Annotated in this window: 15 protein-coding genes and 1 other annotated feature (1 of these 16 running past the window's edge); all 15 genes read left to right on the top strand. The window is 46.8% G+C overall.

From position 1 onward, the window contains the following. Positions 1 to 135 precede the first annotated feature (135 nt). The 15 genes from murB (at position 136) to WA407_RS20940 (ending at position 13,044) form a co-directional block, all read left to right on the top strand. The gene (gene murB, locus WA407_RS21010; protein ID WP_235309384.1) at positions 136 to 1,041 is read left to right on the top strand and encodes a UDP-N-acetylmuramate dehydrogenase; all 906 of its coding nucleotides are present in this window, start codon (positions 136 to 138) and stop codon (positions 1,039 to 1,041) included. Beyond that, on the top strand, positions 1,031 to 2,341 hold the full coding sequence (gene murA / locus WA407_RS21005; protein ID WP_336078291.1) for a UDP-N-acetylglucosamine 1-carboxyvinyltransferase: 1,311 nt from the start codon (positions 1,031 to 1,033) through the stop codon (positions 2,339 to 2,341). Before murB ends, murA begins: the two co-directional genes overlap by 11 nt. 56 nt (positions 2,342 to 2,397) lie before the next feature. Further along, on the top strand, positions 2,398 to 3,162 hold the full coding sequence (locus WA407_RS21000; RefSeq protein ID WP_061828510.1) for a cell division protein FtsQ/DivIB: 765 nt from the start codon (positions 2,398 to 2,400) through the stop codon (positions 3,160 to 3,162). A 199-nt stretch (positions 3,163 to 3,361) separates the two neighbouring features. Beyond that, positions 3,362 to 4,636: a cell division protein FtsA gene (ftsA, locus tag WA407_RS20995; RefSeq protein ID WP_336078290.1), complete on the top strand. Its 1,275-nt coding sequence runs from the start codon at positions 3,362 to 3,364 to the stop codon at positions 4,634 to 4,636. A gap of 67 nt (positions 4,637 to 4,703) precedes the next feature. Then, positions 4,704 to 5,828 carry a cell division protein FtsZ gene (gene ftsZ, locus WA407_RS20990; RefSeq protein ID WP_013311084.1) on the top strand — a complete coding sequence of 375 codons (1,125 nt, stop codon included), beginning with the start codon at positions 4,704 to 4,706 and terminating at the stop codon, positions 5,826 to 5,828. A gap of 188 nt (positions 5,829 to 6,016) precedes the next feature. Continuing rightward, positions 6,017 to 7,003, top strand: a complete 987-nt coding sequence (spoIIGA, locus tag WA407_RS20985) for a sigma-E processing peptidase SpoIIGA (RefSeq protein WP_235309386.1) — start codon at positions 6,017 to 6,019, stop codon at positions 7,001 to 7,003. A gap of 106 nt (positions 7,004 to 7,109) precedes the next feature. Further along, positions 7,110 to 7,850 carry an RNA polymerase sporulation sigma factor SigE gene (sigE, locus tag WA407_RS20980; protein ID WP_013311082.1) on the top strand — a complete coding sequence of 247 codons (741 nt, stop codon included), beginning with the start codon at positions 7,110 to 7,112 and terminating at the stop codon, positions 7,848 to 7,850. A gap of 96 nt (positions 7,851 to 7,946) precedes the next feature. Further along, positions 7,947 to 8,729: an RNA polymerase sporulation sigma factor SigG gene (gene sigG, locus WA407_RS20975; protein ID WP_007431182.1), complete on the top strand. Its 783-nt coding sequence runs from the start codon at positions 7,947 to 7,949 to the stop codon at positions 8,727 to 8,729. 112 nt (positions 8,730 to 8,841) lie between these two features. Beyond that, complete coding sequence (locus WA407_RS20970; protein ID WP_336078338.1) at positions 8,842 to 9,186, top strand: YlmC/YmxH family sporulation protein; 345 nt, start codon at positions 8,842 to 8,844, stop codon at positions 9,184 to 9,186. A gap of 82 nt (positions 9,187 to 9,268) precedes the next feature. After that, positions 9,269 to 10,153 (top strand): peptidoglycan editing factor PgeF, encoded by an 885-nt coding sequence (gene pgeF, locus WA407_RS20965; RefSeq protein ID WP_336078289.1) that lies wholly within the window; start codon positions 9,269 to 9,271, stop codon positions 10,151 to 10,153. A gap of 8 nt (positions 10,154 to 10,161) precedes the next feature. Further along, positions 10,162 to 10,863 (top strand): YggS family pyridoxal phosphate-dependent enzyme, encoded by a 702-nt coding sequence (locus WA407_RS20960; protein WP_069289981.1) that lies wholly within the window; start codon positions 10,162 to 10,164, stop codon positions 10,861 to 10,863. Then, on the top strand, positions 10,854 to 11,306 hold the full coding sequence (locus WA407_RS20955) for a cell division protein SepF (RefSeq protein ID WP_013311078.1): 453 nt from the start codon (positions 10,854 to 10,856) through the stop codon (positions 11,304 to 11,306). Before WA407_RS20960 ends, WA407_RS20955 begins: the two co-directional genes overlap by 10 nt. 7 nt (positions 11,307 to 11,313) lie before the next feature. Beyond that, complete coding sequence (locus tag WA407_RS20950) at positions 11,314 to 11,571, top strand: YggT family protein (RefSeq protein WP_023989436.1); 258 nt, start codon at positions 11,314 to 11,316, stop codon at positions 11,569 to 11,571. Positions 11,572 to 11,579: 8 nt separating this feature from the next. Continuing rightward, the gene (locus WA407_RS20945; RefSeq protein WP_069289980.1) at positions 11,580 to 12,362 is read left to right on the top strand and encodes a YlmH family RNA-binding protein; all 783 of its coding nucleotides are present in this window, start codon (positions 11,580 to 11,582) and stop codon (positions 12,360 to 12,362) included. A 172-nt stretch (positions 12,363 to 12,534) separates the two neighbouring features. Beyond that, entirely contained in the window at positions 12,535 to 13,044 is a 510-nt protein-coding gene (locus WA407_RS20940) for a DivIVA domain-containing protein (protein WP_023989434.1), read from the top strand. Between the two features lie 162 nt (positions 13,045 to 13,206). Next, positions 13,207 to 13,348 (top strand) — a binding site (T-box leader); it runs 138 nt beyond the window's last position.

Genomic DNA, 13,348 nt, shown 5'->3' with positions numbered 1-13,348 from the left:
GAATTGGGCGGTTGTCACACACCGGATGGTATTTACATAGGATACCCTATAGATTGTGACCATCACTCAGGCTGCCGGTTGTCAGGTGAGAGCCTTATAACCATGCGGGGCAAGCAACAAGGAGGTTTCAGTACAATGCAGCAATGGATGCCATTATTAGCGGAGCATGATATCGGAAAAGTGCTGGAGCATGAGCCGCTGTCCAAATATACGACATGGAAGATTGGAGGCCCTGCGGATGCACTTGTCATCCCGGATACCAAAGAGCAGCTGGCAAGAGTTTTGAAGCTAGCTAGCGAGCACGGAATTCCCTGGATGCAGTTGGGGCGGGGCTCCAACATGCTCGTCTCTGACAAAGGGATACGGGGACTTGTGATCAAGCTGGGGCCAGGATTTGATTATGTTCATTTTGAGGATGAACAGATCGTTGCTGGAGGAGGCGTTTCACTGGTCAAACTGTGCGTTATGGCCAGCAAGCAGGGCCTGTCCGGTCTTGAATTTGCTGGTGGTATCCCAGGATCAGTCGGTGGGGCTGTCTACATGAACGCCGGTGCCCATGGGTCTGATGTGTCACAAATATTCCAGTCCGCTGAGATTGTGCTGGATACAGGGGAATTGGCTGTGTACGATGCTGACAATATGCATTTCAGCTATCGTCATTCCGTGTTGCATGAGCAACGTGGAATGGTGACAGAGGCAGTGTTTCGGATGAAGCGGGGCGATCGGGAGGAAATTTCAGCAGCGCTTGCGGCTTTTAAAGACCGCCGTCGGCTGACCCAGCCGCTACAGTTAGCTTGTGCAGGAAGCGTGTTCCGTAATCCTCCAGGTGACTATGCTGCTCGTCTTATTGAGAGCGCAGGTCTCAAGGGCTTGAAGGCGGGAGGCGCTGAGGTATCTGTACAGCATGCCAATTTCATTGTAAATACCGGTCAAGCGACAGCAGAGGACGTGCTTACCCTAATGAAGCATATTCAAAGTACAATATCATCTCAAACCGGCATCAAGCTAGTTCCGGAGGTTTTCGTAGTGGGTGAGCGGTAAACTCGGAGGTGATACATTGGACAAATTGGTGATTGAGGGAGGCCGTCCCCTGTCAGGCACCATACGTATCCATGGGGCAAAAAATGCGGCACTACCTATTCTTGCAGCGAGCTTACTTGCACAAGGTAAGGTAGAAATTCGGAATGTGCCCCATCTTTTAGACATTAAGGTCATGCTGCACATCCTTGAAAGACTCGGCTGTACATGCCGACATGAAAAGGAAACGGTATACGTGGATACGTCGTCCGTCCGAACGTTCCAAATTCCGGAAGATTTGATGAAGCAAATGCGCTCATCTATCTTTCTGATGGGACCGCTGCTCGCCAGATATGGAGAGGTTTCCATTTACCAGCCCGGAGGCTGCGCCATAGGCGAGCGCAAAATTGATCTTCACCTAGAGGGCTTAAAAGCTCTTGGCGCAGAGATAGAGGAAAAAGACGAGCAAATTACGTTTCGAGCCCACAAGCTAATCGGCTCGGACATCCACATGGATTTCCCGAGTGTAGGTGCAACGGAAAATATTATGATGGCCGCTGCGTTGGCTGAAGGACGAACAACGATCACCAATGCAGCGAGGGAACCGGAGATTCAGGATCTACAAAACTTCTTGAATGCCATGGGAGCCCGCATTATTGGTGCTGGAACCGACACGATTACAATCACGGGGGTCAGTCGTCTCAATCCGTGTACGTATGAGGTCATTCCTGACCGCATAGTAGCTGGAACGGTTATGATTGCAGCTGCAGCTACACGAGGAAGTGTGTCGCTGACCCACTGCAATCCATCCCACTTGTCTGCTCTGATTCACGTCCTCAGGCGGGCTGGTGTTCAAATCGGCATCTTGAATGATATAATGACCGTAAGTTGTATGAGTCGTCCCAAAGCAGTGGAGAGGATCGTTACCTCCCCTTACCCGTCTTTTCCGACGGATTTGCAATCACAGGTCATGGTTTTGCTTTCTTTGGCGGACGGATTTAGTGTCATGAAAGAGACCGTCTTCGAAAGCCGATTCAAACATGTGGATGAACTAAATGTAATGGGTGCTGATATTACGGTTGATGCAAATGCTGCTTTTATAAGAGGAGTTTCTCGTCTGTACGGGGCTACGGTAGAGGCTACCGATCTGCGGGCAGGAGCAGCGCTGGTCATAGCGGGTCTAGCGGCTCAAGGACGTACTATTGTCGAGCAGGTTCATCATATTGACAGAGGGTATGACCGGATCGAACGTCTTTTCCAGGGATTGGGTGCCCGAATGAGCCGTCAGTCTCCGGTGCCGGAGCAACTGGATTTCGTAAATTAATGCCTGTAATGTCCCTCCGTTAACGGGGGGACAAAAGGCTTTTGTGGAGAGAAGCTATGCCAAATGCTCAAATACCTGTTCTTAAAAAGAACAGAACGAAAAAAAGAACAAGCCGGAAGATTGCTATTCTTCTCATTTTGTTGTTTATCGTACTGCTCGCTGTTCTCTTTTTCCGTTCTTCGTTGAGTCGGGTTTCTGAAATTCGTTTTGATGGTAATGTATTTTCGACCCGAGATCAGCTTCTTAATCGAAGCGGTCTGGCTGTTGGAGACCAGTATTTCGGAGTCAGTTCATCCGACATCTCTGAGAAGCTGCGGGAAATTCAATCGATACAGCAAGTCACAGTGGACAAGCAGTTTCCGGGTATTATTGCTATTCACATTAAAGAGTTTGCTACGGTCGCTTACGAGTTGCAGAGTGACGGGAGCCTTCGTGCTATTCTAGCGAATGGGACAAGCGTGAGCGTGGGAAGTAGCGGAATAGCTGTTGAGAAGCCTATTTTGACCAAATGGAAATCTGATGATCCGTACAAAGCGAAGCTGTGTGATGCTTTATCGCGCATTCCGGGGGAATGGACAGCCGATATTTCGGAAATCATTCCCGCACCGATTCCTTCTTTTCCGGATCGCATCAAAATGTACACGCGTTCCCAGTTTGAGGTTATTACAACTGTTTCTCTACTGAATTCTAAAATCAGCTATTTGAACCAGGTGCTAGAAACAGAAGATCCAGGTTTGATCACCATGTTGGAGGCGGATTCCTACGTTCCGTTCAAACCGGATACGAGTGAAGAGGGCCAAGAAAAAGATACTACTCAGTGATGTGAAAAAATGCTAGAATTGATTTTATGGGTAATAGACTTGCCTCCTTCTTTTTTCTTCAAATTTTTATGTGACTGCAACCATAAATTGGCTTCTAAAAAATTTGTAGAAAAAAGAGGGAAAGCATGGAGTTTGTTGAATATGTACAGAGTGTGTTTAAAGAACGAAATTCATTTTGGAGTCAGGAGGTGCCACAGACTTGAGCAACAATGACATCATTGTTAGTTTGGACATCGGTACATCCAAAGTTCGGGCTATTATTGGGGAAATGAATAATGGAACCTTTAATATTATTGGAGTTGGATCTGCCGACTCGGAAGGGATTCGCAAAGGTGCAATTGTAGACATTGATCAAACCGTGCAATCAATCCGTAACGCCGTGGATCACGCAGAACGCATGGTTGGTATTCAAATAACAGAAGTGTATGTGGGGATTTCAGGCAATCATATTGGCCTGCAAAATAGTCATGGCGTAGTAGCCGTGTCCAACGAGGACCGTGAAATCGGTGAGGAGGACATTGAGCGTGTACTGAAGGCAGCTGAGGTTATTGCCGTACCACCGGAGAGAGAAATTATTGACGTGGTAGCCAAGCAGTATGTCGTGGATGGCCTTGAAGGCATTCAGGACCCTCGCGGTATGATTGGAGTTCGTCTCGAAGTAGAGGCTACGATTGTTACTGGAGGCAAGACCCCGATACATAATCTGTTGCGCTGCGTTGAGAAAGCCGGCTTGAGGATTAAAGATCTGGTCTTGCTGCCTCTTGGAGCCGGACAATTGTCTCTTTCGAAGGATGAAAAGGTGATGGGTTCAGTGCTGGTGGATATTGGTGCAGGATCTACGAATGTTGCCATTTTCCAGGAAGGAACGATTGTTGCCACATCAACACTTCCGATTGGTGGAGAATTTGTAACCAATGATATTGCCTACGGACTGAGAACCCTTACCGATCAAGCCGAAAAGGTAAAGCTTAAATACGGCTGCGCATGGTATGATGATGCGGCAGCCGATGTCGTCTTTAAAGTGACGCGTATCGGCAGTAATGTGGATAAGGAATTCAACCAGCAGGATTTGGCTGCTATTATTGAGCCGAGAGTGCAGGAAATTTTTCAACTCATTCAGGCGGAAGTTAAGCGCTTGGGTTACACAGAGCTTCCGGGAGGTTATATACTTACCGGAGGCACCGTCTCCATGCCTGGTGTACTTCAGGTGGCACAAAGCGAACTGGCCGCTTCCGTAAGGATCGCCGTACCTGATTTTATCGGTGTAAGGGATCCGGGCTACACGAGCGGAGTTGGAATCTTGCATAATGCTATTCGTTACTATCGCGGAAGATCGACTAGCGTTAGCAACAGTGGCGGAAGTACCAAGAAGCCGACTAACCGAACCAAAAGTAGTAGTAGTCCCGCTACGGAAGGCGAGCAAAAGCAGGGGTTGATTGAACGCTTAAAAAATATGTTCAGTGAATTTATATAACGTTCATTGCTAATTATGCCAATCATGGACGGGCCATCCATGCACATTGAGGGGGAGATGGAATAGTATGTTGGAATTTGATTTTGAAATGGAGAGCTTGGCTCAAATTAAAGTGATCGGCGTCGGAGGCGGCGGCAGCAATGCGGTTAACCGAATGATCGAAAATGGTGTTCAGGGTGTGGAGTTCATTACAGTCAATACAGATGCCCAGGCACTTCATTTAGCAAAGTCTGAGCATAAGCTTCAAATTGGGGATAAGCTGACCCGCGGTCTGGGTGCCGGCGCTAACCCTGATGTGGGTAAAAAAGCGGCTGAAGAGTCGCGTGAGCTCATTATGAATACGCTCAAAGGTGCGGATATGGTATTCGTAACGGCGGGAATGGGTGGCGGTACTGGAACCGGAGCGGCTCCTGTCATTGCTGAAATTGCCAAGGAATGCGGCGCGCTGACTGTAGGCGTGGTAACCCGACCATTCACGTTTGAAGGTCGTAAGCGTTCCAATCAAGCTGAACTTGGTATTGAAGGATTAAAAGAAAAAGTAGACACTTTGATTGTAATCCCGAATGACCGTTTGCTTGAAATTGTGGACAAGAAAACCCCAATGTTGGAAGCATTCCGTGAAGCAGACAATGTTCTGCGTCAGGCGGTTCAAGGTATTTCAGATTTGATCGCTGTACCGGGTCTAATTAACCTCGACTTTGCTGACGTTAAGACGATCATGACGGAGCGTGGCTCCGCTTTGATGGGGATTGGCGAAGCAACTGGTGAAAATCGTGCGGCTGAAGCAGCACGCAAGGCTATCATGAGCCCGTTGTTGGAGACATCCATTGAAGGTGCTCGTGGTGTGATTATGAACATCACTGGCGGCAACAACCTGTCCTTGTATGAGGTTAATGAAGCAGCTGAAATTGTAACATCGGCTTCCGATCCGGAAGTAAACATGATTTTCGGTGCTATCATTGACGAAGAGTTGAAAGAAGAGATCAAGGTTACCGTCATTGCCACTGGCTTTGAAGGCAAGCCAAGTCAACCGGCACCGGGACGTAAACCGGCAGCCAACCCGGCTACTTCCGAATCGGCGGAAAAAGGCTCTCCTAACTTGCGTCCATTTGGTAACACTCAAAGCAGTGACCAATTAGACATTCCTACATTCTTACGTAACCGTTCGCGCAATAATAATAACGATAACTAGTTTCAATTCGGATTGCCCGCATTCTCCCTGGAGATGCGGGCTTCTTTCTGTTTTCCGTGTCTTGCAGTTCAGGCGCTTCTCCTCTTTCCGACAAAATTAGTCGGTCACCGTCCCCACCGTTAGACAGACTTTGAACAGCATGACTACTATACTTAATCCTATCCTGCAAACGCTGGGCGGGTGAAGCCTTGGTTGTTTATATCGACTTGATTTTTTTGGCCAATTTGTTCATTGATGCTGTGTTGCTGATGGTCACCGCCTGGATGAGAAAAATCCGTCCAGTGTGGTGGAGGTTGTTGACTTCAGCTGGAATCGGCGCAATGTATGTGGTCATGATGTTTGTGCCGGAACTGTCCTTTTTATTTACATTCCTGATCAAACTGGCATTATCGGTCATAATGCTGCTGGTGGCTTTTGGATTTGGCAGCATGCAAAAGTATCTTCGTACAATGGGTGCTTTTTACATGATCAATTTTGTAGCTGCAGGTGGCATTTTGGGGATGCATTATTTTCTCCAAAATACGGGGGAATTGTTTAACGGCATCTGGTATACCGCTTCGGGTGGAATGTCCTTTGAACTCAAAATCGCATTCTGGTTTATTTTATGCGCATTTGGCGGAGTGATGCTTTTCTTTCGTATTGTGCAGTCCTCAAAGCAGCGCACAGAAAGGATGAGTGGGTTTTTGGGACAAGTGCAGGTATGGATTGGGCAGGATCATATTGAGTGTACAGGCTTGTTGGATACAGGTAATCAGCTTTATGATCCTTTGACCCGAACCCCGGTGATGGTCATGGAGGCGGCCTTGTGGGAATCGCATTTGCCCGCCTCCTGGCTCCGAAAATGTTCTGAGGGTAATGCTGACCAACTGGTGATGGAACTGGGGGACGAATCGTTTAGCTGGCAGGATCGTGTTCGGCTCGTCCCCTATCGTGGAATTAACCGCAATCATTCCTTTATGCTCGCCCTTAAACCAGACCGGGTAGAGGTGATGATGAATGGGGTTCATTTTGTACATCATCGAGTGTTGATTGGCTTGGACGGGGGGACATTGTCGGCAGAGGGTAAGTATCGCGCCATCATCCACCCGGATGTGACGGCACAAGAAGAGGGCAGTGCTGATACCAACCAGAAACAAGATGCACATATTGGTGAGCATTTTACAGAATCAGGATGACAGTGCATAAACACAAAATGATGTCTGAAGGCGACGAGAAATATCCAATGGTGAAATGGGCGGAGCACAGCTGGAATTGCACTATTTTCAAAAGGGGGAGAATGATATGCGGGAACAGATGAAATTGAAGATGAAAATTAGGTTAGCATTGCAATTGCAATATTATCGTATTTTATTTTTATTTGGGCTAAAAAGTGAAGAAATTTATTATATTGGCGGCAGCGAGGCGCTCCCCCCACCGCTGACGAGAGACGAAGAAGAATATTTGCTGGGAAAACTTTCTTCTGGAGATGCGGCAGTACGGTCGATGCTAATCGAAAGAAATTTGCGGTTAGTCGTATATATTGCCCGTAAATTTGAGAATACGGGCATCAACATTGAGGATCTCGTATCCATCGGTGCTATTGGACTAATCAAAGCGGTTAACACTTTTGATCCGGAGAAGAAAATCAAACTTGCCACATACGCTTCTCGATGCATTGAGAATGAGATTTTGATGTATTTGCGTCGCAATAGTAAAACGAGAACGGAAGTTTCTTTTGATGAGCCTCTGAATATAGATTGGGACGGTAATGAATTGTTGCTTTCTGATGTGATGGGCACGGAAAATGATACCATTTACCGTAATATTGAGGAGCAGGTGGACCGTAAATTATTGCATAAGGCACTGGATAAATTGACGGATCGAGAGCGTTTGATTATGGAGCTGCGCTTCGGCTTACAAGACGGAGAGGAGAAGACACAGAAGGATGTTGCTGACCTGTTGGGTATCTCGCAATCGTATATTTCGCGTCTGGAAAAGCGAATTATAAAGCGCTTACGAAAAGAATTTAATAAAATGGTATAATGCATGGGTATATCCGGAAGCGATGGAAACGGCGAATAAAAAAATGCCCTCAGGAGATAATGTACATTAATGTTGCTCCTTGGGAGGTAAGACACGATGACCCGAAACAAAGTGGAAATTTGCGGTGTGGATACCGCCAAACTGCCGGTATTAACCAATGCAGAAATGCGCGAGTTGTTCACATCACTTCAGCAAAATAATGAACGATCAGCCAGAGAAAAATTGGTCAACGGCAATCTCCGGCTCGTCCTGAGTGTGATTCAACGATTTAACAATCGGGGAGAGTTTGTGGACGATTTGTTTCAGGTAGGATGTATCGGCCTAATGAAGGCGATTGATAATTTTGACCTTTCGCAAAACGTAAAGTTCTCCACTTATGCGGTGCCGATGATTATCGGAGAGATCCGCCGTTATTTGCGGGATAACAATCCGATCCGTGTGTCTCGTTCGTTACGGGATATTGCATATAAGGCGCTTCAGGTGCGGGACAGTCTGACGAATCTGAACTCGCGAGAACCAACGATTTTTGAAATTTCAGAGGCACTGAATGTGCCTAAAGAAGACGTTGTGTTCGCGTTGGATGCGATTCAGGATCCGGTTTCGCTGTTCGAGCCGATATATCACGACGGGGGCGACCCAATCTATGTGATGGATCAGATCAGTGATGACAGAAATAAAGACGTCTCATGGATTGAGGAAATCGCTCTGCGGGAAGCGATGCATCGCCTGGGCCAGCGTGAAAAGATGATATTGTCTATGCGTTTTTATGAAGGAAAGACGCAAATGGAGGTTGCCGACGAAATCGGTATCTCTCAAGCCCAGGTTTCAAGATTAGAGAAGTCGGCTATACAGCAAATGCAAAAACATGTAAAGTCCTAATGAAATGAATGCTTGAATGATCCAACGATAAAAACGATCCTACTTGGATCGTTTTTGCGTTTACAGGACATTTTTTGGGCTCTTCCGCTCATATAGTGAAATAAAGGATGTGATGTGTGTGAGTGCACCGGAAACGTCAGTAAGAGCAATGAAAATTTCCGAGTTTCAAACCAAGGATGTCATTAACATTGTAGATGGACGACGCCTGGGACAAATCAGTGATTTGGAGATTGACGTGCGGCAGGGGAAAATTGAAGCCATTGTGGTTCCAGGCAGCAGTCGTTTTATGGGCTGGTTTGGAGGCGGAAGCGAGTTGGTCATTCCGTGGCGCAACATTGTGAAAATTGGTTCGGATGTTGTGCTTGTACGACTGGAAGGATTGCAAGAGCCGCCGGGTGAAGGGGAAGAAAAGTTGTATATCGAACGTCAAGAGCGGAGTGACCGAAGGGGCTTCTGAACTTGCAGATCTACGTATTTTAGTGTGTTGTGAAGACACGGCGGCGGCTTTTTGGTACACTGGGCAGTAGAGGTGAGAATGAATGGAACCATTTGTAGTGAATACCGAGGCTACGGGGGCAAAGCCAATGCAAGATGGCGGGCGTCCCGTACCAGAGTTGTTATATATTCAATCTTGGGAGCGACAGGTTCAGGGATTAACAGCGGGTTTTACAGGTCGTCATGGCGGTGTCAGTGAGGTGCCCTACGCTAGTCTGAACTGTGCGTTTCATGTAGGGGATGACCCCGAGAAAGTCATTCGTAATCGGCAGCTCATTGCTGAGCAGCTTGGTTTTTCTGCTGAAGCATGGACGTGCGGTGAGCAGGTTCATGGTCATCATGTTGCTGTCGTCAAGGCTGCTGATCGCGGGCGGGGCTTTAGGGATCGTGCATCCGCTTTTCAGGACACAGATGGACTTTTGACGAATGTACCTGGCATTTTGCTGACGTCCTTTTATGCAGACTGTGTACCATTATTTTTTTGTGATCCAGTGCGCCGTGTGATTGGGTTGGCGCATGCAGGCTGGAAGGGAACCGTTGCGGAAATTGCATTGAAAATGGTACAGACCATGCAGAACGAATATGGATCTCAGCCGTCTGATATACTAGCAGCTATCGGTCCTTCTATTGGTTCTGAATCCTATGAGGTGGATGAGTACGTGATGAGCCAAATTCAGGTTTTGGAGCATGATTGCCCGGGTAATGATAAATGGGAAGGTTCTGTTTACTTCCCCTTAACCGACGGAAAAACACTACTTGACTTGAAACAATGCAATCGACACATTATGATGAAAGCAGGAATATTGCCGAGCCATATCGAATGTACTATCTTATGCACGAGTAGCCGTAGCGATTTGTTTTTTTCATATCGCAAAGAAGGCGGCGTCACAGGAAGAATGGCGAGTTGGATTGGTCTGGAAGAGAGGTGAGTCCTCCCGTGTCTTTGGAGGAACGAATTAAAGAAGTGAATGCTCGTGTAGAAGCGGCATGTGCCCGAAGCGGGCGTTCGCGTGATGAAGTTAATGTGATCGCTGTCACGAAATATGTTTCGGCAGTGGCAATGACATCAGTATTGGATAGCAACTTGGAGCATGTGGGCGAAAATCGCTGGCAGGATGCTGCTGATAAATGGAGCAAGTTGGGTGACCGGGGAACGTGGCATTTTATTGGTCATCTCCAAACGAATAAGGTTAAAGATGTGATTGGAAAATTTAAATTTATACATTCGCTTGACCGCTTATCGCTCGCTCAGGAATTGGACAAGAAAGCAGCCGCTCTGGGATTGCGAGTTAAAGCTTTTGTGCAAGTCAATATTTCTGGAGAAATGTCCAAATATGGCTTGTCCTCTGAGGCGGTTGCCCCCTTCTTGGAACAAATTCGCGAGTTGGAGCATGTGGACGTGATTGGCTTGATGACGATGGCTCCTCATGAAGAAGACCCGGAAAAAACTCGGCCTGTGTTTCGGGGATTGCGTGAATTACGGGATACGTTAAATGGACAAGCCTTGACCAGAGAACCCATCGTTCACTTGTCAATGGGGATGTCCAATGATTTTGAAGTGGCAGTTGAAGAGGGAGCGACCTGGCTGCGGCTTGGTTCCGTACTGGTCGGACGAGAGGAGGATTTCCATTGGGCGTAATGAATAAGTTCATGAACTTTCTGGGGCTTCAGGAAGAAGAGGAAGTTATAGAGCGAGAGGTTATGAATACGCCGGAAGATCAAGAAATTGAAACCCCAAGCTTTGATAAACGTAAGAACCAGAAGGGCACTAATGTTGTCAGCATCCATTCACAGAAAAATGTGAAAGTTGTCCTGTATGAGCCGCGTTCTTATGATGAAGCACAGGAAATTGCCGACCATATCCGTTCCCATCGTACCGTCGTAGTTAATTTGCAACGAATTCGCAAGGATCAGGCGCTGCGCATTATTGATTTTTTGAGTGGTACTGTGTATGCACTGGGTGGTGGTATTTCCAAGGTCGGGAATAATATTTTTCTGTGTACACCAGATACGGTTGAGATTCAAGGCTCTATTACAGAAATACTGGCTGACACTGAACAAGAACTTAATAGAATGAGGTGAACTTTTCTTGATCGAGGTAATTTACTGGCTATTTCAGATTTATTCGTACATGATCATTGCATATGTTCTGCTGTCATGGCTTCCTAATGCCAGAGAGAGTGTAATTGGTGATTTACTTGCCAAGTTTGTGGAGCCGTATTTGTCTCCTTTTCGCAGATTTATACCGCCAATCTTCGGGATGATTGATATTTCGCCCATCGTTGCGCTGATTGCTCTGCGTTTTGCGTCATACGGCTTGATTTCTTTAATTGGTAATTTCGTCTAGGAGGAGTTATGCGAACTGAGATTTATGAGCATTTTCACCCGGATGAACGGGACTATGTGGATCGCGCTTCCGAATGGATCAGTCATGCGGGAGCTTATCATGAGCAGAAGCTGACTGATTTTTTGGACCCGCGCCAACAGTACATATTGGAGACACTTGCTTCGAAGGAAGATAAGGTCACGATTAGGGTAGATGGCGGATACATGGCTTCGGAACGAAAGCGGGCGCTGATTGCGCCCGATTATTCGTATTTGGACGGTGAGGAGATGGGGATTCAGGTCCTTTCCATCACATCTGACGACCATAAAATAGGTACCCTTGAGCACGGTGATTATCTAGGTGCCCTACTTGGGCTTGGAATCAAACGTGGGAAAATCGGGGACATTCATGTACTGGATGATGGGTGCCATGTATTGGTAGCTTCAGAGATTGGTGATTTTATGACGATGCATTTACAGCAGGTACATCGTGTTCATGTATGGACAGAACTGTTGCCTGTAGCGAGTCTGCGAACGAAGGAAGTTGCATTAGATGCGCTAGATCTGACGGTCGCTTCTTTGCGCCTGGACGGTATTGCCAGCGATGTGTACAAGCTAAGCCGAAGTAAAATATTAACACCGATTCGGGCGGGGCGGTGCCGGGTAAATTGGAAGGTGGAGGAGAATCCATCCACTCCACTTAAAGCGGGGGACGTTATTTCCATGCAGGGTTTTGGGCGTTTCAAAGTGCTTGAAACAGACGGGATGACAAAAAAGGGAAGATTCCGTGTCAAAATTGGTAAGTTTGTATAGCTGTAGGCAGGAATCGCGAGCTTTCTGTCGAAAGAATTAAGCTATAGCGAAGAACTGGAACGATTTTGCTCTGTACAGTATTCACAAAACGGGGTATGATGACCGATAGATGATAGTGAGCGTCGTGACGCGGAAAATGTATTTTTTGTCAATCTTATAGGAGGTGGACGGCATGCCATTAACGCCATTGGATATACATAACAAGGAATTTGCCCGCCGGCTTCGCGGTTATGATGAGGATCAGGTTAATGAATTTTTGGATCAGGTGATCAAAGATTACGAGGGCGTTATTCGTGAAAATAAAGAACTGAGCACCGAGTTGTTGAACGTACAGGAGAAGCTCGATCATTTCGCGACGATTGAGGATACGCTGAGTAAGACGATTATCGTAGCGCAGGAAGCGGCTGATGAAGTTCGTAACAACGCCAAGAAAGAATCCCAACTGATCGTGAAGGAAGCGGAAAAAAATGCGGACCGTATTGTGAACGAAGCATTGTCCAAATCCCGCAAGATCGCGTTGGAGGTTGAAGAACTGAAGAAGCAGGCATCGATTTACCGAGCACGGTTTCGTACACTGGTGGAAGCACAGCTTGACTTGTTAAGCCAAGACGGCTGGGAAGCACTTGAAAACCGGGAACGCGAAGTACTGGAGCGCGAGCGTGAGATGAAAGAAATTTACTAATTTCATTTCTGACAAGCTTTTATTAGGCTTAGTTAGGGTTGACTTTTATCTTTAAACAGGCTATAACTGTAAATACTATACTGAATTCAATGATTATCCGTCTGTCGGCTGATGATTGTTATTCAAGGCAACGATGTTGCTGATTTCGATGAATTTAACATGTTTAATTCGTTGATGGGAACGAGTACGTCATGATTTGTCCCTCAGAGAGTTGGCCTTCCGGTGCAAGCCAACGTTCAGAACATGACCGAAGATCCTCCCGGAGAAGTGAGCTGAAGCGCTTAAGATTTATGGCGTGTGTAAG

Source organism: Paenibacillus sp. 203, assembly GCF_037027525.1.
In the GTDB taxonomy this organism is placed as follows: Bacteria; Bacillota; Bacilli; order Paenibacillales; family Paenibacillaceae; genus Paenibacillus; species Paenibacillus polymyxa_B.
This window is presented reverse-complemented; position numbering and strand designations above follow the sequence as displayed.

What these genes read in the sequence shown, in the direction of transcription:
- murB (WP_235309384.1), top strand. Translation starts at nt 136, where the DNA reads ATGCAGCAATGGATGCCATTATTAGCGGAGCATGATATCGGAAAAGTG.
- WA407_RS21000 (WP_061828510.1), top strand. Translation starts at nt 2,398, where the DNA reads ATGCCAAATGCTCAAATACCTGTTCTTAAAAAGAACAGAACGAAAAAA.
- ftsZ (WP_013311084.1), top strand. Translation starts at nt 4,704, where the DNA reads ATGTTGGAATTTGATTTTGAAATGGAGAGCTTGGCTCAAATTAAAGTG.
- sigE (WP_013311082.1), top strand. Translation starts at nt 7,110, where the DNA reads ATGCGGGAACAGATGAAATTGAAGATGAAAATTAGGTTAGCATTGCAA.
- sigG (WP_007431182.1), top strand. Translation starts at nt 7,947, where the DNA reads ATGACCCGAAACAAAGTGGAAATTTGCGGTGTGGATACCGCCAAACTG.
- WA407_RS20970 (WP_336078338.1), top strand. Translation starts at nt 8,842, where the DNA reads ATGTGTGTGAGTGCACCGGAAACGTCAGTAAGAGCAATGAAAATTTCC.
- pgeF (WP_336078289.1), top strand. Translation starts at nt 9,269, where the DNA reads ATGGAACCATTTGTAGTGAATACCGAGGCTACGGGGGCAAAGCCAATG.
- WA407_RS20945 (WP_069289980.1), top strand. Translation starts at nt 11,580, where the DNA reads ATGCGAACTGAGATTTATGAGCATTTTCACCCGGATGAACGGGACTAT.
- WA407_RS20940 (WP_023989434.1), top strand. Translation starts at nt 12,535, where the DNA reads ATGCCATTAACGCCATTGGATATACATAACAAGGAATTTGCCCGCCGG.